The sequence below is a fragment of the Delftia sp. 60 genome, assembly GCF_002754395.1.
Taxonomy (GTDB): Bacteria; Pseudomonadota; Gammaproteobacteria; order Burkholderiales; family Burkholderiaceae_C; genus Comamonas; species Comamonas acidovorans.
Genome location: NZ_PEFD01000001.1, coordinates 4740287 through 4761972 on the forward strand (window position 1 = coordinate 4740287; position 21686 = coordinate 4761972).

At 68.1% G+C, this 21686-nt stretch carries 21 protein-coding genes and 1 pseudogene; 7 read left to right on the top strand and 15 right to left on the bottom strand.

The features are described 5' to 3' along the window. Positions 1-12 precede the first annotated feature (12 nt). The gene (gene argA / locus CLV01_RS21460) at positions 13-1359 is read left to right on the top strand and encodes an amino-acid N-acetyltransferase (RefSeq protein WP_099735079.1); all 1347 of its coding nucleotides are present in this window, start codon (positions 13-15) and stop codon (positions 1357-1359) included. 170 nt (positions 1360-1529) lie between these two features. Here the strand turns inward: argA and bla are convergent, their stop codons facing one another. Beyond that, positions 1530-2441 (bottom strand): class A beta-lactamase, encoded by a 912-nt coding sequence (bla, locus tag CLV01_RS21465; protein ID WP_099733244.1) that lies wholly within the window; start codon positions 2439-2441, stop codon positions 1530-1532. A gap of 109 nt (positions 2442-2550) precedes the next feature. On the opposite strand from bla, the gene CLV01_RS21470 reads away from it, so the two are divergent. From CLV01_RS21470 to CLV01_RS21480, 3 genes are all read left to right on the top strand, one after another. Then, positions 2551-3408, top strand: a complete 858-nt coding sequence (locus CLV01_RS21470; protein ID WP_012206374.1) for a LysR family transcriptional regulator — start codon at positions 2551-2553, stop codon at positions 3406-3408. Between the two features lie 93 nt (positions 3409-3501). After that, the gene (locus CLV01_RS21475) at positions 3502-4173 is read left to right on the top strand and encodes a glutathione S-transferase (RefSeq protein WP_099733243.1); all 672 of its coding nucleotides are present in this window, start codon (positions 3502-3504) and stop codon (positions 4171-4173) included. Between the two features lie 106 nt (positions 4174-4279). Then, positions 4280-4927: a LysE family translocator gene (locus CLV01_RS21480; protein ID WP_013801705.1), complete on the top strand. Its 648-nt coding sequence runs from the start codon at positions 4280-4282 to the stop codon at positions 4925-4927. Positions 4928-4976: 49 nt separating this feature from the next. On the opposite strand, the gene CLV01_RS21485 is transcribed toward CLV01_RS21480, so the two are convergent. The 7 genes from CLV01_RS21485 to rpiB form a co-directional block, all read right to left on the bottom strand. Next, positions 4977-5933, bottom strand: coding sequence for a sugar-binding transcriptional regulator (locus tag CLV01_RS21485; RefSeq protein WP_012206377.1), 957 nt, complete (start codon positions 5931-5933; stop codon positions 4977-4979). Positions 5934-5978: 45 nt separating this feature from the next. Then, positions 5979-7100 carry an alcohol dehydrogenase catalytic domain-containing protein gene (locus CLV01_RS21490; protein ID WP_099733242.1) on the bottom strand — a complete coding sequence of 374 codons (1122 nt, stop codon included), beginning with the start codon at positions 7098-7100 and terminating at the stop codon, positions 5979-5981. 48 nt (positions 7101-7148) lie between these two features. Then, positions 7149-8129: an ABC transporter permease gene (locus CLV01_RS21495; protein WP_016448253.1), complete on the bottom strand. Its 981-nt coding sequence runs from the start codon at positions 8127-8129 to the stop codon at positions 7149-7151. A gap of 48 nt (positions 8130-8177) precedes the next feature. Then, positions 8178-8942: a GolD/DthD family dehydrogenase gene (locus tag CLV01_RS21500; protein WP_099733241.1), complete on the bottom strand. Its 765-nt coding sequence runs from the start codon at positions 8940-8942 to the stop codon at positions 8178-8180. Beyond that, positions 8939-9994 (bottom strand): substrate-binding domain-containing protein, encoded by a 1056-nt coding sequence (locus CLV01_RS21505; RefSeq protein ID WP_016453276.1) that lies wholly within the window; start codon positions 9992-9994, stop codon positions 8939-8941. The genes CLV01_RS21500 and CLV01_RS21505 overlap by 4 nt, the downstream gene beginning before the upstream one ends. A gap of 63 nt (positions 9995-10057) precedes the next feature. Continuing rightward, the gene (locus CLV01_RS21510; protein ID WP_099733240.1) at positions 10058-11560 is read right to left on the bottom strand and encodes a sugar ABC transporter ATP-binding protein; all 1503 of its coding nucleotides are present in this window, start codon (positions 11558-11560) and stop codon (positions 10058-10060) included. Positions 11561-11562: 2 nt separating this feature from the next. Beyond that, positions 11563-12036: a ribose 5-phosphate isomerase B gene (gene rpiB / locus CLV01_RS21515; RefSeq protein WP_099733239.1), complete on the bottom strand. Its 474-nt coding sequence runs from the start codon at positions 12034-12036 to the stop codon at positions 11563-11565. Between the two features lie 294 nt (positions 12037-12330). Between rpiB and CLV01_RS21520 the strand changes: the two are divergent. Both CLV01_RS21520 and dhaL read left to right on the top strand, forming a co-directional pair. After that, a pseudogene (locus CLV01_RS21520) lies at positions 12331-13332 on the top strand (dihydroxyacetone kinase subunit DhaK); the annotation flags it as partial. A 137-nt stretch (positions 13333-13469) separates the two neighbouring features. After that, a complete protein-coding gene (gene dhaL, locus CLV01_RS29245) occupies positions 13470-14126 on the top strand; it encodes a dihydroxyacetone kinase subunit DhaL (protein WP_180288483.1) in 657 nt (218 codons plus the stop codon). A gap of 5 nt (positions 14127-14131) precedes the next feature. Here the strand turns inward: dhaL and CLV01_RS21525 are convergent, their stop codons facing one another. The 7 genes from CLV01_RS21525 to CLV01_RS21555 form a co-directional block, all read right to left on the bottom strand. Further along, the gene (locus tag CLV01_RS21525) at positions 14132-14638 is read right to left on the bottom strand and encodes a disulfide bond formation protein B (protein ID WP_099733237.1); all 507 of its coding nucleotides are present in this window, start codon (positions 14636-14638) and stop codon (positions 14132-14134) included. A 98-nt stretch (positions 14639-14736) separates the two neighbouring features. Beyond that, on the bottom strand, positions 14737-15864 hold the full coding sequence (locus CLV01_RS21530; protein WP_013801698.1) for a sulfate/molybdate ABC transporter ATP-binding protein: 1128 nt from the start codon (positions 15862-15864) through the stop codon (positions 14737-14739). 37 nt (positions 15865-15901) lie between these two features. Continuing rightward, positions 15902-16909 (bottom strand): sulfate ABC transporter permease subunit CysW, encoded by a 1008-nt coding sequence (gene cysW, locus CLV01_RS21535; RefSeq protein ID WP_099733236.1) that lies wholly within the window; start codon positions 16907-16909, stop codon positions 15902-15904. 1 nt (position 16910) lies between these two features. After that, positions 16911-17816 carry a sulfate ABC transporter permease subunit CysT gene (gene cysT, locus CLV01_RS21540; protein ID WP_013801696.1) on the bottom strand — a complete coding sequence of 302 codons (906 nt, stop codon included), beginning with the start codon at positions 17814-17816 and terminating at the stop codon, positions 16911-16913. A 74-nt stretch (positions 17817-17890) separates the two neighbouring features. Further along, positions 17891-18892, bottom strand: coding sequence for a sulfate ABC transporter substrate-binding protein (locus CLV01_RS21545; RefSeq protein WP_013801695.1), 1002 nt, complete (start codon positions 18890-18892; stop codon positions 17891-17893). 158 nt (positions 18893-19050) lie between these two features. After that, positions 19051-19710 carry an RBBP9/YdeN family alpha/beta hydrolase gene (locus CLV01_RS21550; protein ID WP_013801694.1) on the bottom strand — a complete coding sequence of 220 codons (660 nt, stop codon included), beginning with the start codon at positions 19708-19710 and terminating at the stop codon, positions 19051-19053. 115 nt (positions 19711-19825) lie between these two features. Beyond that, a complete protein-coding gene (locus CLV01_RS21555) occupies positions 19826-20755 on the bottom strand; it encodes a LysR family transcriptional regulator (RefSeq protein ID WP_012206391.1) in 930 nt (309 codons plus the stop codon). Positions 20756-20931: 176 nt separating this feature from the next. Here CLV01_RS21555 and CLV01_RS21560 point away from each other — a divergent pair, with 176 nt between their 5' ends. Then, positions 20932-21570 carry an FMN-dependent NADH-azoreductase gene (locus CLV01_RS21560; protein WP_012206392.1) on the top strand — a complete coding sequence of 213 codons (639 nt, stop codon included), beginning with the start codon at positions 20932-20934 and terminating at the stop codon, positions 21568-21570. The last annotated feature ends 116 nt before the right edge of the window (positions 21571-21686 follow it).

Consider the following 21686-nt stretch of genomic DNA (forward strand, 5'->3'; position numbering starts at 1 on the left):
CGACTGACCACCATGTCCACCGTCTTCAACTTCACCTTCGTCCCCTGGTTCCGGTCCGTGGCTCCCTATATCCACAAGTTCCGACACCAGACCTTTGTGGTGGGACTGACGGGCGAGGCCATCGCATCGGGCAAGCTCAGCTCCATCGTCCAGGACCTGGCCATGATCCAGGCCATGGGCGTGAAGATCGTGCTGGTCCATGGCTTCCGTCCCCAGGTCAACGAGCAGCTTGCCGCCAAGGGCCATGAGGCCCAGTACTCGCGCGGCGTGCGCATCACCGACTCCGTGGCGCTGGACTGCGCCCAGGAAGCCGCTGGCCAGCTGCGCTACGAGATCGAGGCCGCCTTCAGCCAGGGCCTGCCCAATACGCCCATGGCCGGCGCGCGGGTGCGAGTGATCTCGGGCAACTTCCTCACGGCGCGGCCCGTGGGCATCGTGGACGGCGTGGATTTCAAGCATTCGGGCCTGGTGCGCAAGGTCGATGTGAGCGGCATCCGCAGCGCCCTGGACATGGATGCCATGGTGCTGATGTCGCCCTTCGGCTTCTCGCCCACCGGCGAGGCCTTCAACCTGAGCATGGAAGAGGTGGCCACGCGCGTGGCCATCGAGCTGAAGGCCGACAAGCTGATCTTCATGACCGAGGTGCCGGGCATCCGCATGGACCCCACGGGCCCGGCCGACGAGACCAACCCCATCGACACCGAGCTGCCGCTGGCCACGGCCCGCCGCATGCTGGCCGAGCTGCCCACGCCCGAGCAGCCCACGGACACGGGCTTTTACCTGCAGCACTGCGTGCATGCCTGCGAGCACGGCGTGGAGCGCAGCCACATCCTGCCCTTCGCCATCGACGGCGCGCTGCTGCTGGAGATCTATGTGCACGACGGCATCGGCACCATGATCATCGACGAGAAGCTGGAAGAACTGCGCGAGGCCACGCCCGACGACGTGGCTGGCATCATCCAGCTGATCGAGCCCTTCGAGAAGGACGGCACTCTGGTCAAGCGCAGCCGCACCGAGATCGAGCGCGACATCGCCCACTACACCATCATCGAACACGATGGCGTGATCTTCGGCTGCGCCGCGCTCTACCCCTATCCCAGCGCCAGTACGGCCGAGATGGCGGCCGTCACCGTCTCGCCCAAGAGCCAGGGCACGGGCGATGGCGAGAAGCTGCTCAAGCGCATAGAGCAGCGCGCCAAGGCCCAGGGCCTGGACAGCCTGTTCGTGCTGACCACGCGCACCATGCACTGGTTCATCAAGCGCGGCTTCCAGCCCGTGGACCCCGACTGGCTGCCCGAGGCGCGCAAGGCCAAGTACAACTGGGACCGCAAAAGTCAGGTCCTGGTCAAGAAGTTGTAACCCCCTGAGGCGCTGTGCGCCTTCCCCCTCACGAGGGGGCATACGGGCGGCCGGCGACACCCTCGGTGCGGGGGCGGCGCGGCCGGCCCAGGCCCTTCCTCGGTGTCTCTCGTCTTCAGGCCGCGCCAATTTTCTGAAATCGCCCAAATCAAGCGACATGGTGGCGCAACTTAGCCTTGCACTGCTGCCTGCCAGCGTGCGGCCGCCTTGCCGGCCGCTGCCAGCGCCGCATCGCGCTGCGGCGCGTCGGCCGGGCATTCGGTGAGGTAGCCGGTCACCAGCAGCGGTGCGCTTTGCGGCGTGGGCCAGGCGATGACGGCATCGTTGGCCGTGCCGCGATCGCCGGTGCCCGTCTTTCCACCCACGCGCCAGCCGGCCGGCATGCCCGCGCGCAGGCGCTTGTCGCCCGTGCGGCTGGCCACCAGCCATTGCTGCAGCAGGGCGCGGCCATGGCCGTCCAGCACCGATCCCAGCAGCAGGCGCTGCATGCTTTGCACCATGGCCAGGGGCGTGGTGGTGTCGCGCTCGTCGCCGGGCAGGCCTTCGTTGAGCTCGGGCTCCATGCGGTCCAGGCGCGTGGTCTCGTCGCCGCTGGCGCGCAGCCACTGCGTCAGCGCCTGCGGTCCGCCGCTGGCGTCCAGCAGCAGGTTGGCGGCCGTGTTGTCGCTGAGCACCACGGCGGCCTCGCACAGCTCGGAGATGGTCATGCCGCCGCCATCACCGGCACGCGGGCCGCTGGCCGGCGAGTAGGGAACCAGCCGGGAGCTGGCGTAGTGCACGCGGCGCGACAGGCGCTCATCGCCCTGCTGCACGCGGTCCAGCACCTGGGCGGCCAGCAGCAGCTTGAAGGTGCTGCACATGACAAAGCGCTCGTCGCCGCGGTGGTCCACGCTGGCGCCCGACTCCACCTCCAGCACGGCCACGCCGAGCCGGCCGCCCACACTTTTCTCGATGCGCGCCAGCTCGGTCCTGAAGGCCTGGTCGGCAGCCCCCTGTTTTTTTGATGGCAGGGCGCAGCCGGCCAGCCCGGCAGCCATGCAGGCGGCCGCGCCGCCCGTCATCAGAAAATCGCGTCTTTGCATTGTTTTTCCTTTTCAGTTGCAGATCGACAACCGCAACGATAGCGCCGCGCCCAAGCTGCGACCAGCGTGAATAATTGGCAGCATCCCTTAGAAAAACTATTGGCTCACCATGCAACTGCCCCTCAATGCCCTGCGCATGTTCGACGCGGCCGCGCGCCATCTCAACCTGACGCGGGCGGCCGACGAGCTGTGCGTGACCCAGGCCGCCGTCAGCCAGCACATCCGCAACCTGGAGGAGCGCCTGGGCAAGCCGCTGTTCCGGCGCCTGCCGCGCGGCCTGGCGCTGACCGACGAGGGCCATGCGCTGTGGCCTGCCGTGGCCGAGAGCTTTGCGCGCATAGAGCATTCGCTGCAGCAGGTGGCCGAACCGCGCCCGCGCGAGGTCCTCACCGTGGGCGTGGTCGGCACCTTCGCCATCGGCTGGCTGATTCCCAGGCTGGGCCAGTTCCAGCAGCAGCACCCCTACATCGACCTGCGACTGCTCACGCACAACAACCGCGTGGACCTGGCCGGCGAAGGGCTGGATGCGGCCGTGCGCTTCGGCGACGGCGCCTGGCAGGGCACGCGCGCCGAGCTGCTGCTGCGCGCGCCGCTGACGCCCATGTGCACCCCGGCCCTGGCCCAGCGCCTGCGCCAGCCGGCCGACCTGGCCGGGCAGACGCTGCTGCGCTCGTACCGCCTGCAGGAGTGGGAGAGCTGGTTTGCCACGCTGGACCAGAGCGCGCCGCTGGCGCGCGGGGCCATGTTCGACTCCTCGCTGACGCTGGCCGAGGCGGCGGCCCAGGGCGCGGGCGTGGCCCTGCTGCCGGCGCGCATGTTCCAGCACCTGCTGCAGCAGGGCCGGCTGGTGCGCCCCTTCGAGCAGGAGGTGGACACGGGCGCCTACTGGCTGACCCACCTGCGCTCGCGCGCACCCAGCGCGGCGCTCAAGACCTTCAGGCAATGGCTGCTGGCGCAGCTGCAATAGCCACGGACGCCCGCGGCAAGACCCGCAGGCCGCCTGACTTTGGCCCCGGCGCTATCATCTGCCGCTTTTGGCCCCTAGCCCCGTCCCCGCTCCATGACCCAGACCCTGCCGGTTCTCTACTCGTTTCGCCGCTGCCCCTACGCCATCCGCGCCCGCCTGGCGCTGGCCCATGCCGGCCTGGCCTGCGAGCTGCGCGAAATCAACCTGCGCAACAAACCGCAGGCGCTGCTCGACGCTTCGCCCAAGGGCACGGTGCCCGTGCTGGTGCTGGAGGACGGCCGCGTGATCGAGCAGAGCCTGGATGTCATGCTGCACGCGCTGCGCGCCAATGACCCGGACGGCTGGCTGGCACCGACCAGCGGTTCGCTGCAGGACATGCTGGCGCTGATCGAGCGCAACGACGGCTTTTTCAAGCACGCCCTGGACCGCTGCAAGTACCCCGAGCGCTATACGGCCGAAGAGGTCAACCACGCCCAGGCCGATGCCCTGACCTGGCTGGCCGAGCTGGACGACCAGCTGGAGGCCACCGGCTACCTGTTCGGCCAGAACCCCAGCCTGGCCGACATGGCGCTGCGCCCCTTCGTGCGCCAGTACGCGCGCATCGACGAGTCGCAATGGAACGAGCAGCCCTGGCCGCACCTGCAGGCCTGGCTGCAGCGCTGGATCGACTCGGCCCTGTTCGCCGAAGTGATGGAAACCTACCCGGGCTGGGTGCCCGACACGCGCGGCCCGGTCTTTGCCGCCGGCGGCGTGGGCAGCGACTGACGCCTGCCCGCCCCGCCTGCCCTGCCCCGGGTCGGCAGGGGCTGCGCACGGCAGGCAAAGCTGGCACAGTGGCAGGCTGTTGCCAACCGCATGAGCCTTCGCCGACATGACCCTCGCCACCCTGCTCGTCTTCTCCCTGGTCGCGCTGATCGCGATCATCACCCCCGGCCCCACCGTGCTGCTGGCCCTGGCCAATGGCTCGCGCCACGGCGTGCGCCGCGCCCTGCCCGGCATGCTGGGCGCCGTGCTGTCGGACTTCGTGCTGGTCGGCGCTGTCGCGCTGGGCCTGGGCGCGCTGCTGGCGGCCTCGGAGTTCTGGTTCTCGGTGGTCAAGTGGGCGGGAGCGGCCTACCTGGCCTGGCTGGGCCTGCGCATGCTGCGCAGCCAGGGCGGATCGCTGTCGGCACCCCAGGGTGACGGCAAGGCAGAGGCCGGCGCCGACGGCTACAGCGCCCGCACCGTGCTGTTCAAATCGTTCCTGGTCGCCGTGACCAATCCCAAGGGCTACCTGTTCTGCTCGGCCCTGCTGCCCCAGTTCATCGACCCGGCGGCCGCCCAGGCGCCGCAGTACATCGCCATTGCGCTGGTGTTCGCGCTCATCGATTTCCTGGTGATGCTGGCCTATGCCTTCGCCGGATCACGCGCCGCGCGGCTGCTGCGCGGGCGGGCCGTGATGTGGCTGGACCGCCTGTGCGGCGGCATGCTGCTGGCGCTGGCAGGCTCGCTGGCCTTCTACCGCCGCGCGTCGAACTAGGCGCGTCGAACTAGGCGCGCCGCCCGACAGCCGCGCCTCCCCCACTGCGTCAGCGCGTCGTCCCCATGACATCGTCCAGCTGCAGCACGGCCGCCGCGTTGGCCGTGGTGGTGGCCAGGGTGTCGATGGCGCCGGTGCGCAGGGCGCCCAGGATGGCCGTGACCTTGCTGGATTCGGCCGCCACGGCGATGACGTTGGGTATGCGCAGCAGGTCCTCGCGGCTCAGGCCGATGACGCGGTCCTGCATGGGGGTTGCGGCCGGCTGGCCGTGGATGTCGATGAAGTCGTAGCCCATCATGTCGCCCACCGTGCCCGCGCGGCGGGCGTCCGAGATCTCCTGCGCGGAAAACCAGCCCATGCGGGCCATGTTGCTGTCCACGCTGACATCGCCCACGCCGATGAGGGCGATGTCGGCGCGGCGCGCCTTGTCCAGGGTGTGCCTGACGGTGTCGTTGTCCAGCAGCGCCTTGCGCAGTTGCGGATCGCCCACCAGGGCCGGCGCATAGAGCGATTCGGACTTGCCGCCAAAGCGCGCGGCCAGGCGGCGCGCGATGTGATCGGCGTTCATCGCCTCCCCGCCACGGTAGGAGCCGCCGATGGCGCTGACGAAGTGGCATTCCCGCCGTGTGGCGGACAGGGCGTGCTCGGAGACCGAGGACACGTTGCGCCCCATGCCCACGGCCACGATGGAGCCATCGACCAGGATGCGCTCCAGCTCGCTGGCCACCAGCCCTGCCAGCAGTTCGCGCTGCCGGTCGGCATCCTTGTGGTCCACCGCGATCAGCGCGCGCTTGATGTGAAAGCGCTCGGTCAGCTGCCGCTCCAGGTCGGCGGACACCAGCGAATGCGGCCGCACGCGGATCTCGACAATGCCCTCTTCCTGCGCGCGGCGCAGCAGCCGCCCGACGGTGGCGCGCGAGATGCCGAACTCCTTGGACAGTTGGTCCTGCGTGCATCCATCGACGTAGTACAGGGTCGCCAGTCGCGTCAGGTCGCTTTCAGTCAAGGGTGCCTCCAAGGGTGCCGGGAAAGGCGCGCAGTGTAGCGCCGCTCACCGGGCCTCGCCAGCGTGGGGCAGCAGCAGGACCTTGACCGAGTCCATGGAATCGGCCACCCGGATGGCGCTCTCCCACTCCGACAGCGCATAGCGGTGGGTGACGATGCCCTCGGAGGTGACCAGCCCGCGCGCCAGCAGGTCGATGGCAATGGGGTAGCAATGGGCGCTCAGGTGGGCGCCGCGCAGGTCCAGCTCCTTTTCCTCGCCGATGATGGACCAGTCCACCGTGGTCTCGCGCCCGAAGACGCTGAACTCCACGAAGCGGCCGAGCTTGCGCACCAGGTCCAGCCCCTGCGTCACGCCCGAGGGCGCGCCCGTGGTCTCTATGTACACATCGCAGCCATAGCCGTCGGTCAGCGCACGCACGATGGCGCGGGCATCCTCGCGCGCGGGGTTGATGGTCACGTCGGCGCCGCAGCGGCGTGCCAGCGCCAGGCGCTGGTCCGACAGGTCCATGACCACCAGCCTGCGCGGCGTCTTCAGGCGCGCCACCTGGGCCATGAGCAGGCCCAGCGTGCCCGCGCCGGCGATGACCACCACATCATCGAGCTGGATGTCGCCGCGGTTGACGGCATGGATGGCGCAGGACAGTGGCTCGGTGATGGCCGCATCCTCGAAGTCCACGCTCTCGGGAATCCGGTGCACCACGGCGCGGGCGGACAGGCGCATGTACTCGGCCATGCCGCCATCGGCCACCTGGCCCTGGAAGCCGTAGACATCGTGCACCTCGCACATCCAGCGAAAGCCGGTCCTGCAATAGCGGCAGGCATGGCAGGGCACGATCTGCTCGGCGATCACCCGGTCACCCAGCTGCACGCCGTGGTGCTCCTGGGCACCCTCGCCCACCTGCACCACATGGCCCCAGAACTCGTGGCCCGCGATCACCGGCGGGCGCACATAGGCGGGGCGGCCTTTTTCCGGATCTCCCCAGAAGCGCGGCGCGCCAGCCCAGCATTTGCAGTCGCCCGCGCAAATGCCGCAGGAAGCCACGCGGATGACCAGCTCGCGCGGCCCGGCCTGCGGACGCGCGACGCGTTCGAGCCGGTAATCCCTGGGCCCGTGGCAGACCACGGCCAGCATGTTCGTATCGACGGCGTCAGGCAGGGTGTTTTGCATGGAACTCTCCCGGGTTGCAGATGGTGGACAGGACGTGGGCGCAGCGCTTCATGCCCTGCGGCGCGAACTGTCGAGCAGCACGGCGCCGACGATGATCACGCCCTTGATCAGCTGCTGGTAGTACGAGGACACGCCCAGCAGGTTCAGCCCGTTGTTGATCACGCCGATGAGCAGGGCGCCGACGACCGTGCCGCCCAGGCTGCCCGTGCCGCCCGACAGGCTGGTGCCGCCGATCACCACGGCCGCAATGGCGTCCAGCTCGTAGGACACGCCGGCCTGCGGCAGCGCCGCCGTGGTGCGCGACGCCAGCAAAATGCCGGCCAGCCCCGCGAGCAGGCCGCTGACCACATAGACCAGCAGCACGATGGCGCGGGTGTTGATGCCGCTGGTCTTGGCGCTGCGCAGGTTGCCGCCCACGGCGTAGATGTAGCGGCCATACACGGTGTAGCGCAGCACGAAGGCGAACACCGCGACGGCAACGGCAAAGATCACGATGGGCATGGGCACGGGGCCCAGCTGGCCGGCGCCGATGGCAAGAAAGCCGTCGGGCAGCTCGGACACGGGCATGCCGTCGTTGTAGATGTAGGTCAGGCCGCGCGCTGCACTGAGCATGCCCAGCGTGGCCACGAAGGGCGGCACCGCGAACCAGGCCACCAGCAGGCCGTTGACGCCGCCCAGCAGCATGCCCACGCCCAGTCCGGCGCCCACGCTCACCGCCAGCCCCTGACCATCGGCCGCCAGCCAGGCGCCGACCATGCCGGCCAGCGCCAGGATGGCGCCCACCGACAGGTCGATGCCCGCCGTCAGCACCACGCACGTCATGCCGATGGCCAGGATGCCGTTGATGGAGGTCTGGCGCAGGATGTCGGCCCAGTTGCCCCAGGTCATGAAATGGGGGTTGGCCAGCGCCAGCGCCGCGCACAGCGCAACCAGCGCGATGACCACGCCGTAGCGCTCGCGCAGGCTGCGCAGGTCCAGCGCGCGCCGCCCCAAGAGCGGCGGCGAAGATGCGGCTTGAAGATTCGTCATGGAGAACTCCCGCGTTGATGGAAGAAAGGCGTGGGGCCGGCAGGCCGCTCACTGGATGGAGTAGCCCCCGTCGATGACGATGTTCTCGCCCGTCAGCATGCCGGCGTGCGTACCGGCCAGGAACACGGCCAGCCGCGCCACCTCCTCGGGCTGCGCAAAGCGGCCCGTGGGGATGAGTGCCCGCATGGCCTCCCCCACCTGCCCGGCCCAGGCCTTGCGGCCCAGCGGCGTGTCCACCACGGTCGGCGAGATGGCGTTGACGGTGATGCCGTCCGATGCCCACTCCAGCGCCAGCACGCGCGTCAGCCCCACCAGGCCCGCCTTGCTGGCGCAATAGGCGGCATGGCGCCGGAGCGCGACCACGCTGGCCTGCGAGGCCAGGTTGATGATGCGTCCGTGGCGCTGGCGGCGCATGGCCGGGGCCACCGCCTGGGCCAGCAGCAGCGGCGCCGTGAGGTTGACGGCCAGCGTGCGCTCCCACGCGGCCTCGCTGATTTCGCCGGCCGGCTCCAGCAGCGCCACGCCGGCGCTGTTGACCAGAATGTCGATGCGGCCCGTGGCCTCCAGCACCGTGGCCACCGCCTGCTCCACGCCCGCAGGCCTGGTCACATCCACCGCCAGCGCCAGGTGGTGCCGGGGCTCCGCCAGGCTGGCAGCGGCCGCGTCCAGTGCCTGCCGCTCCAGGTCCACCAGGACGACACGCGCACCGCCTTCGGCGAGCTGCCGGGCAATCGCCAGGCCGATGCCGCCCGCGCCGCCGGTGACCAGGGCCGTGCGGCCGTCGAAGTCCCGCTCCAGGCTGTCGGCGCTCATTTGCGCACCTTCTGCAAGAAGGCGTCGGCATTGGCGGGCACGATGGCTGTCCAGGGCACCTCGTAGGATTTGGCCGTGCCATCGCCCCAGGGCATGGCCTGGGCATACTCGCTCCATACCACCGAGCGCGGCCGGTAGGACGGGCCGACAAGCTGGCGCAGCAGCACATCCAGCGCGCCCTGCGCCTGGGCCTGGGCGTCCTGGAAATTGGTGGTCATCTCGCCGCGCTTGACGGCCGTGATGGCGGCGGCCACACCGTCCACACCCACCACCGGGATGGTCTTGATATCGATGCCCTTGGTCTTGATGGCCTGCACCGCGCCCAGGGCCTCGTCGTCGTTCTGGGCGATCACGCCCTGGATCTGGCCCGGGAATGCGGTCAGCCAGTTCTCCATCAGGCCCATGGACTCGGCGCGCGACCAGTTGGCGGTCTTGCGCGCCAGCACCTTCACGTCCTTGTGGCGGGCCAGCACCTCGTCATTGCCGCGCGCCCGCTCGATCTGTGCCGACTGGCCTATGGGCCCCTCGATGACGACGATATTGCCCTTGCCGCCGATGGCCTTCATCAGCGCCTCGGCCTGCATGCGGCCGGCCACCACATCGTCATTGCCCACGTAGGAGGTCAGCACATCGCCCTGCACGCGCGTGTTGGAGCCCACCACGGGAATGCCGGCCTTCACCGCCTTGTGCACGGGCGCCGCGCCCGCCTTCAGGTCGATGGGCACGAAGAGGATGCCGTCGTACTTCTGCGTGATCATGGTGTCGAACTGGTTGCTCTGCGTCAGCGCGTCGTAGTTGCCGTCGAACACGGTGATCTGCACCGTGCCGTCCTTCACGGCCGGATGCGCCTTCAGCTCCTTGGTCCACATCTGCATGAACTCGCCCTTGAGCCCATAGACCGCCGCGCCTATGCGGTAGGGCTTGGCCGGTGCTGGTACTGGCGCTGGTGCCGACAGCGGGGCCGGAGCCTGGGCCCGGACCTGCGCTGCGGCCAGGAACAGCCCACCGGCAAGCGCGGCAGCAAGCACGGTGGTGAAGCGGAAAAACGGCATGGTCATGTCTCCTGTGTGTTGTGAAAGGCAAGGGGAAAAACGCAGCACGGGCATCGCCCGGGCTCAGGACGCGAGGTGCATCAGCGCCTCCTGCGTGATGCCGTGGCCGGCCACCACGCGGTCAAGCCGGCCTTTGCGGAAGATGGCAATGCGGTCGCTCAGCTCCAGCAGCTCCGGCGCCTCGGAGGACACCACCACCACGGCATGGCCCTGCGCGGCCAGCGAGGCCAGGAAGGCGTACACCTCGCGCTTGGCGCCTTCGTCGATGCCGCGCGTGGGCTCGTCGCACAGCAGGCAGACGGGATTGGTGGCCATGCAACGGGCCAGCACCACCTTCTGCTGGTTGCCGCCGCTCAGGCCCGAGACCGGCATGGCCGGGCTGGCCAGCTTCACGCGCAGGCGCTGCAGCAGGCCGCCCACCAGCACGCGCTCTGCCGCGCCATCCACCACCCCGGCGCGCTGCAGGCCCGGCAGTGCGGGCAAGCTGGTGTTGAAGCGCACCGAGGAGCTCATCACCAGCCCCGTGGCCTTGCGGTCCTCGGTCACCAGGGCCAGGCCCGCCTTGATCGACGCCGCCGGATTGCCGCGCGGCAGGGGCCGTCCGCCCAGGCTCGCCTGCCCCTGGTCAGCGCGCGTGAGGCCGTACAGGCAGTTGAGGAATTCGCTGCGGCCCGATCCCATCAGTCCGTAGATGCCCAGCACCTCGCCAGGGGCGACGTCCAGACTGATGTCCTCGAACTCGCCCCGGCGCGTGAGCCCCTGCACCGACAGCAGCGGCTCGCCCGGCGCCGCAGCCCTGCGCTCGCTGGCGGCAGCGCGGACCTCCCGGCCCACGATGAGCTTCACGAGCTGCCGCCGGTCGATATCGGCCAGCGCGCCGGTCTGCACGAAGCCGCCATCGCGGAACACCGTGTAGCTGTCGGCAATGGTGAAGATCTCCGTCAGGCGGTGCGACACGTAGAGGATGCCAGCGCCCTGCGCGGTCACGCGGCGTATCGCGTCGAAGAGGATGGCGGTCTCGCTTTCGCCAATGGCCGAGGTGGGCTCGTCCATGATGATCAGCTCGCTTTGCCGGCTCAGGGCCTTGGCAATCTCCACCAGCTGGGTCTGCGCCAGGCTCAGGCGGCCCATCTGCGCGCGCGGATCGATATCGAAGCCCAGCTGCCTGAGCAGCGCATCCGCCTGCTCCAGCAGCGCGGCATGGCGGACCACCACGCCGGCGCGCCGGGGCTCGCGGCCCAGGAAGATGTTCTCGGCCACGCTCATGCCCGGGATGGGGGACAGCTCCTGCGTGATGATGGACAGGCGGTGCGCCAGTGCCTCGTGCGGCGTGGCGAAATCCACCGGCCGGCCCTTGAGCAGTATCTCGCCGGCATCGCGCCGCAACAGGCCCATCACGATGTTCAGGAAGGTGGACTTACCTGCGCCATTGCCGCCGCACAGCGCGTGCACGCTGCCGGCCTGCAGCTCAAGGCAGCCGTTGCGCAGCGCAGGCACGCCGCCGAAGCTCTTGGCCACCCCGCGCGCCTGCAGCAGTGCGGTGCCGGTGCTGGTGCCGGTGTCCATGGTCACGCGCCCTGCCCGCGCCCGGCCGCGGCGGCCTGCGAGCGTTCGAAGCCGGTGATGGCATCCACCTTCAGGGCCGAGCTGCCGCCATCGAAGCGCGATGCAAGGAAGCGGTCCACGATGGCCTTGGCCAGTTCCACCCCGATCACGCGCGAGCCCAGCGTGATGATCTGCGCGTCGTTGCTGCGGCTGGCGCGCTCGGCCGAATAGGTGTCATGGGCCTGCGCGGCGCGGATGCCCACCACCTTGTTGGCGGCAATGGCCATGCCTATGCCCGTGCCGCACAGGAGAACGCCGCGCTCATGGCGGCCCTGGACGATGGCCTGCGCCACCGCGATGCCGATGTCGGGGTAGAGCACCGGCTCGCCGTCGTGCGTGCCGAAGTCGGCCACTTCGTGGCCCTGGGCCAGCAGATGCTGCTTCACGGCGTTCTTGAGGTCGCAGGCGGCTTCGTCGCAGCCGATGGCCAGCTTCATGGCATCCCCTTCATTACAAAAGACCATCACATGATCATTTGATCAATGTTTTTTGAGAGTCTTCTCAATCGAAGAGCAGTTGTCAAACAACGAAAGCTATGTGCATCAGCAATATGAAGACGTAACCTGTTGAATTTTCTACAAAATCCATCAAATCCTATCGTTTTCCCTTGGCTATTGAATAGCCAAAAGGCATTGACATGCCAATTTCAACAAATCAAAAATGACCATTCAATGATCATATGAACATTCTTCGGCACACCCGCCGGGACCGCACCTGGAGGAGACAAAGGCATGACGACCAACCGCGTGATCAACGACCCCGACCGGGTGGTGGAGGACATGCTCCAGGGATGGATCGCCGCCCATGGCGACACCCTGCGCATCGACGCCGGCAATGCCCGCGTCGTGCGCCTGCATGGCGCGCCACGCAGGGGCAAGGTGGGCATCGTGACGGGCGGCGGGTCGGGCCACGAGCCGGCCTTTCTGGGCTATGTGGGCGCAGGCCTGTGCGACGCCGCCGCCGTGGGCGAGGTCTTCTCGTCCCCCACGGCCAGAAGCTTCTACGACGCCATGCGCGCAGCCGATGGCGGCGCCGGCGTGGCCTGCCTGTATGGCAACTACGCGGGCGACAACATGAACGTGGCCATGGCCGTGCAGATGGCGACAGCCGAAGGCATGGCGGTCAGGACCGTGGTGGCCAACGACGACGTGCCTTCTGCCGCGCGGGGCGACGAGGCCAGCCGCCGCGGCGTGGCCGGCGAGATCCTGATGTGGAAGGTGGCGGGCGCCCGGGCGGCCATAGGCGCCAGCCTCGACGAAGTCATCGCCATCGCCCGGCACGCCATGGCCCGCACGCGCAGCATAGGCATCGGCCTGTCGGCATGCACCATTCCCGCCGTGGGCAAAGCCAACTTCCATATCGAGCGCGGCAGCATGGAGGTGGGCATAGGCCACCATGGCGAGCCCGGCATGTCCGTGCACCGCACGGCCACGGCGGCCGATATGGCCGAGCGCATGCTGGACGCCCTGCTGCCCGACCTGCCCTTCGCCCCGGGCGACCGCGTGGCCGTGCTGCTGTCCGGCCTGGGCGCCACGCCGCTGATGGAGCAGTACATCCTCTATGGCGAGGTGGCCCGGCGCCTGCGCGAACGCGGCATTCAGGTGGCCTTCCGGCTGGTGGGCAATCTCTTCACCTCGCTGGAGATGATGGGCATCACGCTCACGCTGATGCAGCTGGACGACGAGCTGCTGGCCTGCCTCAAGGCACCCTGCCAGTCAGTCGCCCTGACCCTGACCGGCGGGCTACCACCCCAGCCGCAGGAGGCCATTCCAACGCCGCCCTCTGCTCCGGCACGGACACCGGCACAGGCGCAGGAACAGGCACAAACCGCCCGCCCCCAGCCGCAAGGCGCACCAGCCAAGGGCCGGCCATCGCGCTCGATGGCGCGGGCAGCATCGTGCGCGAGCTGATCACGGCCATCGTCGGCCACCGGGAATTCCTCAGCGAGATCGACGGCCTGATCGGCGATGGCGATCACGGCATCAACATGGCCAAGGGCTTTTCCGGCTGCGGCGCACGGCTCGATGCCATGGACGCCAGCCAGGCGGCGCAGCTGCCTGCGGCGCTTCAGCAGCTGTCCCAGGCGTTGATGGACGATATCGGCGGCTCCATGGGCCCGCTGTACGGCAGCTTCTTCCAAGGCTTCGCCGATGTTCTTGGGCGGGAGCAGGAGATGGATGCCGCCCTGTTCGGCCAGGCGCTGGCGCGGGCCGTCGCCGATGTGCAGGAGATGGGCAAGGCCCAGGTGGGCGACAAGACCCTCATCGACACGCTGGCTCCGGCCCTGCAGGCCTACCGGCAATCGCTGCAGGCCGGCGCCGGTTTCCGCGAGGCGCTGCAGGCCATGGAGGCCGCGGCCGAGGCGGGCAAGGAATCCACGCGCCACCTGCAGGCCCGTATCGGGCGCTCGGCCCGGCTGGGGCCGCGCTCCATCGGCGTGCTGGACGCGGGCGCCACGTCCTGCTGGCTCATCCTGAGCACCATGTCTCAGTCGCTGCAGCGGCGACTGGCGCAAGCCTCAGCCTAGAGGCCTCAGCGCTTGCGGGCAGCGCCGCGCACCAGCAGCACCAAGACGGCCACGCTCATGATGGCGAAGCAGATGAAGGACCAGTTGGCGATGGAGCCGCCCAGGAAGCTCCAGTCCACGGCAACGCAGTCGCCCGAGCCACGGAAGATCATGGGCACGGCACGGCTGATGGAGTAGTTCTCGATCATTCCGTAGAAGTCGCGCCCGCAGGTGGCGAACTCGGGCGGATACCACTGCAGCCAGCTCTGGCGCGCGGCGACGAAGGCGCCAAAGCCTGCAGCCACCAGCGCCAGCACGCCCCAGCTGATCAGCCAGCCGCGCCCGCCGCGTGCGCTGCCCAGGCCCGCGAAGATGGCCACGCCGATCAGCGCGTAGCGCTGCACGATGCACATCGGGCAGGGCTCCAGCCCGACCACATGCTGCAGATACATGCCGAAGGCCAGCATGGCCACGCAGGCCAGGCTGATGAGCGCCAGGATGCGGCGCGGAGCGTTGTCAAACCATTGAAGCATTCTTGTCTTTCGTCACCCGGTTGAATGAAATCAGGGCTGCGGCGCCGGCCCGGCGCTGCAGCCCTGTTCAGCGGGTGCAGGAAACCGTTGCCGCGCCGTCAGATGCCAGCCGCCTCGTCCAGAAACACCTTGGCACGGCGCGGTGTCACCACCAGGGTTTCCCCCTCGCGCAGGGCCATGTCCCTGAACTGCTGCGCAGGAATCTGCGCCTCGATCAGGCCACCCTCTTCGGCATTGTCCGTGCTTTCGGTGCTCTCCGATGGAATAAGTTCCAGGCGCGCAATGGGCCCCACGACGATGGCGCGGGCCAGCTGCACGACGATGCCCGTGGGCCGTCCCTGGACGTCCAGGTTCTGGCCGGGCGAGTAGCGCTCCACCTCCAGATCGTGCGGGCGCACATAGGCGAAGGCCTTGCTGTCGCTGGCGCCCTTGGCGTCGTGGCTGTCCAGCTGGGTGCCGTCGTCCAGGTAGACGCGGCCATCGCTGGCACGGCCCTTGAACAGGTTGACATCACCCAGGAAGCCGTAGACGAAGGGCGTGGCCGGGTTGTCCCAGACCTGCTGGGGCGTGCCCTCCTGCTCGATGCGGCCCTGGTTGATGACGACCACGCGGTCGGCCACCTCCAGTGCCTCCTCCTGGTCGTGGGTCACGAAGATGGAAGTCACGTGCAGCTCGTCATGCAGGCGGCGCAGCCAGCGGCGCAGCTCCTTGCGCACCTTGGCATCCAGCGCGCCGAAGGGCTCGTCGAGCAGCAGCACCTTGGGCTCCACCGCCAGGGCGCGGGCCAGGGCAATGCGCTGGCGCTGGCCGCCCGACAGCTGGGACGGGAAGCGTTCGGCAATCCAGTCCAGCTGCACCAGCTTGAGCAGGCTCATCACCTTCTCGCGGATCTGGGCCTCGCTGGGGCGCTGGCTGCGCGGCTTCACGCGCAGGCCGAAGGCCACGTTCTCGAACACGGTCATGTGGCGGAACAGCGCGTAGTGCTGGAACACGAAGCCCACATTGCGCTCGCGCACATGGACATCGGTGGTGTCTTCGCCGCTGAAGTGGATGCTGCCCACGTCGGGCGTCTCCAGGCCCGCGATGATGCGCAGCAGCGTGGTCTTGCCGCAGCCCGAGGGGCCGAGCAGTGCGATGAGTTCGCCGGACTGGATGTCCAGGCTCACATCGCGCAGGGCCTGGAAATCGCCGAACTGCTTGCTGACGTTGCGTATTTCAATGCTCATGGTCTTGCTCTTGCTTTTGTCTGGTCGGGGCCGAGGTTCAGGACACCTGCGGCACCTGGGATGCCTGGGAAGCCTGGGATGCCGCCGTGGGGCGCTCGGGAGGCAGGTCGGCAGCGGCCTTGGCCTGCTGCTCGGCACGCCACTCGGCCACCGACTTGATGACCAGGGTCACCAGCGCCAGCAGGGCCAGCAGCGAGGCGGCAGCGAAGGCGGCAACGGACTGGTACTCGTTGTAGAGGATCTCCACATGCAGCGGAATGGTGTTGGTCTGGCCGCGGATGTGGCCCGAGACCACCGACACCGCGCCGAACTCGCCCATGGCACGCGCATTGCACAGGATCACGCCGTACAGCAGGCCCCACTTGATGTTGGGCACGGTGACCTTCCAGAAGGTCTGCCAGCCCGTGGCACCCAGCACGATGGCGGCCTGCTCCTCGTCGCTGCCCTGCGCCTGCATCAGCGGGATCAGCTCGCGGGCGATGAAGGGGAAGGTCACGAAGATGGTGGCCAGCACGATGCCGGGCACGGCGAAGATGATCTTGATGTCATGCTCGGCCAGCCAGGGGCCGAACCAGCCATGGGCACCGAACACCAGCACGTACATCAGGCCCGCCACCACAGGCGAGATCGAGAACGGCAGGTCGATCAGGGTGATCAGAAAGGCCTTGCCCCGGAACTCGAACTTGGCGATGCACCAGGCCGCCGCCACGCCGAACACCAGGTTCACCGGCACGGCGATCAGCGCCGTGATCAGGGTCAGCTTGATGGCCGACCAGGCATCGGGCTCCTGCAGGCCGGCGACATAGGCGTCCCAGCCCTTGCGCAGCGCCTCGGTGAACACGGCCGCCAGCGGCAGCACGAGGAACAGGCCGATGAAGATCAGCGCAATGCCCGTGAGAATCCAGCGCACGGCGCGCGGCTCGGTGGTGGTGAGCTTTTCGCGCCGGCCCTTCGGGGGCGCGGTGAGCCTGTACAGCACCAGCACGGCGACCAGCACCGCGCCAATGATCTTGAGAAGCAATGCTTCCTGTGGAGACAACGCCATCTCAAGCCCCTCCCGAATGCTTGCGCTGCCATGCCTGCAGCGCGTTGATGACCAGCAGCATCACGAAGGAGAACAGCAGCATCACCACGGCCACGGCCGTGGCGCCTGCATAGTCGTATTGCTCCAGCTTGCCGATGATGATCAGCGGTGTGATCTCGGAAATCATGGGCATGTTGCCCGCGATGAAGATGACCGATCCGTACTCGCCGATGGCGCGTGCAAACGCCATGGCAAAGCCCGTGAGCAGCGCGGGCGTGATGGCCGGCAGGATCACCTTGTAGAAGATCTGCCAGCGCGAAGCGCCCAGGCTGGTGGCCGCCTCCTCCAGCTCCTTCTCGGAGTCTTCCAGCACCGGCTGCACCGTGCGCACGACAAAGGGCAGGCCGATGAAGATCAGCGCAATGACCACGCCGTTCGGGTTGAAGGCCAGCTGGATGCCGTAGGGCTCCAGGTACTGGCCCACCCAGCCGTTGCCGGCCAGCAAGGCGGTCAGCGAAATGCCGGCCACGGCCGTGGGCAGGGCAAAGGGCAGATCGACGAGCGCATCGACGATCTTCTTGCCCGGGAACTTGTAGCGCACCAGCACCCAGGCGATCAGCAGGCCGAACACCAGGTTCACGCAGGCCGCCGCAAACGAGGCGCCAAACGTCAGCCGGTACGAGGCCAGCACGCGCGGCGAGGCCACGGCCTCCCAGAACTGGGGCCAGGTGAGCGAGAAGGTCTTGAACAACAGTGCCGACAACGGGATCAGCACGATCAGGCTCAGATAAAACAGCGTATAGCCCAAGGTCAGCCCGAAGCCGGGCAAAACGCGCTTGGCGCCGCGCCCTTTGCGCGCCGCACCGGACGGTGCGGGCACAGGAGCGTCGGCGCCAGGCCTTGGGCTGGTCGGAACGGCAGACACCATGTTGGATTCCAAATCAGCCAGTGTGGGGAGGGGGCCTCAGGCGGACTGCGCCGCCTTCATGCCTGCTTGCGTGCTTACTTGCCCGGGACGTAGATCTTGTCGAACTGTCCGCCGTCGTTGAAGTGCACCTTCTGGGCTTCGGACAGCGAGCCGAAATACTTGGCCACGGTGAACTGCTTGATGGGCTTGAACACATCGGCATGCTTCTTGAGCACGGCCTCGGAGCGGGGGCGCAGCGCGTGCTGTGCGGCGATTTCCTGGGCTTCGTCGGAGTACAGCCAGGCCAGGTAGTCGTGCGCCAGCTGGCCCGTGCCCTTCTTGGCCACGGTGCGCTCGACCACGGCCACGGGGTTCTCGGCCACGATGGACACCGAGGGATGGACGGCATCGACCTTGCCCTTGCCGAATTCGCGGTCCACGGAGACCACTTCGGATTCGAAGGTGATCAGCACGTCGCCGATGTTGCGCTGCAGGAAGATGCTGGTCGCGTCGCGGCCGCCCTTGCCCAGCACGGGCACGTTCTTGTAGAGCTGCTGCACGAACTCGGCCGCCTGCGCGTCGGTGCCGCCCTTCTCGCGCACCGAACCCCAGGCCGCCAGGTAAGCGTAGCGGCCATTGCCGCCGGTCTTGGGATTGACCACCACGACCTTCACGTCGGGACGGATCAGGTCGCTCCAGTCCTTGATGTTCTTGGGATTGCCGTTGCGCACCAGGAACAGCATGGTCGATGTGGTGGGCGATGCGTCATTGGGGAATTTCTTGGCCCAGTCCTTGGCGACCACGCCGCTGTCGGCCAGGAACTGCACGTCGGTGGTGGTGTTGAAGGTCACCACGTCGGCGGCCAGGCCGTCGTTGACGGCGCGCGCCTGGGCGCTGGAGCCACCGTGCGACTGGTCCACCTTGATGTCCACGCCCTTGGTCTTCTTGTAGTGGGCGACGAAGGCGGCGTTGTAGTCCTTGTAGAACTCGCGCGCCACGTCGTAGGAAACGTTGAGCAGCTGGTTCTGCGCCGATACCGTTCCCGCGGCGGCCAGCGCCAGGGTGGCCAACAAAGTCTTGAGCTTCAAAGAATGCATGGTTCGCTGCCTTTTATTAGTGGACATCTCTGCGGTGTATTCACAGACAGTCACATTGTGCGAACGCTGACTTAAAACTCAAAAGAATATATTTTTGTTTGTTAATGGCCTGTCACCATATAAAGAACCTGCCCTGCCCGCGGTCACCCGCCGGCCCATCACAGACCGGCAGCCCATGGCGCGCCAGCGCCAGTACCCGCAGAGACGGAGGCATGCGCAGCCGCCACACGTGGCGGACGCGGCGAGCGCGGCGAACGCACGGCAGGCCGGGGCTGGGCCGGCTGCCAGCTGTCGCCCTGCATCAGCGACTGCAGCAGCGCCAGGCCCAGGGGCCAGTCGCCAAAGCCTGATTCGACATTGATGTGCCCCGCGTTCTGCAGCCGCACGAACTCGCTTCCCCAGGCCCGCGCATAGGCGCCCGCCCGGCGGATCGGACAGTAGGGGTCGTTGCTGCTGGCCACCAGCACGCTGCGGTACGGCAGTGGCGCATAGGGCACGGGCGCAAAGTCGGCCAGCTGGGCACGGCGCTCGGGATCGGCCGGCGCCACCAGCAGCGCACCGCGCACGCGCGCACTGGCCTCGGGGCCCAGGTGCGCTGCCGTGATGCAGCCCAGGCTGTGGGCGGCCAGCACCACCGGCTCGGGCCGGGACAGCACCAGTTGCTCCAGCGCGGCCACCCAGGGGTCGCGGTGGGGCACCAGCCAGTCGTCCTGCTCCACGCGCTCGGCATGCGGCAGCTGCTGCGCCCACAGGCTTTGCCAGTGGTCAGGACCGGAGTTGCGCCAGCCGGGCACGATGATGATGCGGTGGGGATTCATGGGTTCTCCTGGACTGTCCATTGCTGGACATGGGCCCCGATTGTGGAGAACACCGCCAACTATCCCAACGAACGTTTTGTTGTTTTCTTATGGCGTGGCGAGGTGCAACCCAACCCTAGCGTGCCGCCGGCTCGCGCGTGGCATGGCTGTTGCGCCCCGGCACTGTCTCGCCGAGGAAGTCCAGGAAATGCCGCACGGCCGGCGCCAGGCCGCGCCGCGAGGGGAAGACCGCGTGCACGATGCCTTGGGGCGGCTCCCAGCCCGGCAGCAGGTGCACAAGCCGGCCCTCGGCCAGCTCCTCGTGGCACATGTAGTCAGGCAGCCAGCACATGCCGCTGCCGGCCAGCGCCGCGAATTTCAGCGTCAGCAGGTCATCCACCACATAGCGTGGCTGCAGCTGCAGGCGTTGCTCGCGGCCTTCGGGGCCGACCAGCAGCAGGCTGGACTGGCCATCCACCGCCGACATGGACATGCTGTCCAGGTGCTGCAGGTCGGCCAGTGCACGCGGCGTGCCCTGGCGCTCCAGCAACTCCGGGCTGGCCACGAGGATCTGGCGCGCCACATCCAGCCGCTTGACGACCATGGAGCCGCTGTCCTCCAGGCTGGGGCGCACGCGCAGCGCCACGTCGATGCCCTCCTCCACCAGGTTCACGGGCCGGTTGGTCACCTGCATCTCCACATGCACCAGCGGGCAGCGCTGCAGGAACTGGGGCATGAGTTCGCCCAGCACGGTCTGGGCCAGGGTCACGGGGCAGCTCACGCGGATGGTGCCGCGCGGCTCGGTCTGCACCTCGGCCACGGTGTCGGCGGCGGCCAGGGCCGCATCGCGCATGGCCTGGCAATGGCGCAGATAGGCCTCACCCACCTGGGTCAGCGAAAGCTTGCGCGTGGTGCGCTGCAGCAGGCGCACCCCCAGCCGGGCCTCCAGCTCCGCCACCCGCCGCGACAGCCGCGACTTGGGTATGCCCAGCGCCCGCCCGGCAGAGGCAAAGCCGCCGCGCTCCACCACCTCGGCGAAGTACAGCATGTCGTTGAGATCCATCATGTCGCGCGCCCCTCCCCTGTGCTCATTGACTGCAAATTCAGGACAATCTATCGCAATTTCGGCGGCTTATCAAAGACTCTGTCCAAATTCACAATTGATCCCATCGTCGGCCCTACAAGCTTTCCCGAGTGGCCGATCCCAACCGCGATCCCAACCGACATCTCAGGAGCTTTTTCATGCAAGTGCTGCACATCGACTCTTCCATCACCGGCGCCGCTTCGGTGTCCCGCCAGCTGACCGCCCAGACCGTAGCTGCCCTGGTGGCCGCCAACCCCGGCGCCAAGGTCGAATACCTGGATCTGGCCGTGAACGCCCCCGACCACCTGAACGCGGTGTCCATGGGCTTTCGCACCGGCCAGGCCGCCACGACGGAAGCCGAGCGCGCACAGAACGCCATCTCCGAAGCCCTGGTGAGCCAGTTCCTGGCGGCCGATGTGGTCGTGGTCGGCGCTCCGTTCTACAACTTCACCATCTCCAGCCAGCTCAAGGCCTGGATCGACCGCATCGCCCAGGGCGGCCGCACCTTCCGCTACACCGCAGCCGGCCCCGAAGGCTTGGCCAAGGGCAAGAAGGTCATCGTGGCCTCCACGCGCGGCGGCGTGTACTCCACCAGCGAAATGGGCCAGGCCCTGGAGCACCAGGAAAGCTATCTGAAGACGGTGTTCGGCTTCCTGGGCATCACCGATGTGAGCATCGTGCGCGCAGAAGGCGTGGCCATGGGCGATGAGTCCAAGGCCAAGGCCCTGGAATCGGCCCGCAGCGACATCGTGCGCGCAGCGGCTGCCGCCAATCAGGAAGCGGCCATCGCCGCCTGAGGGCCATTGCAGCCCGCAGGGGCTGCCTGCTCAATGAATGGACAAGCGCCTGGGTTTCGGCCCAGGCGCTTTTGCTTTTGGAGAGGCACGACCGCGGCCGTGCCGACCCGTCCGGA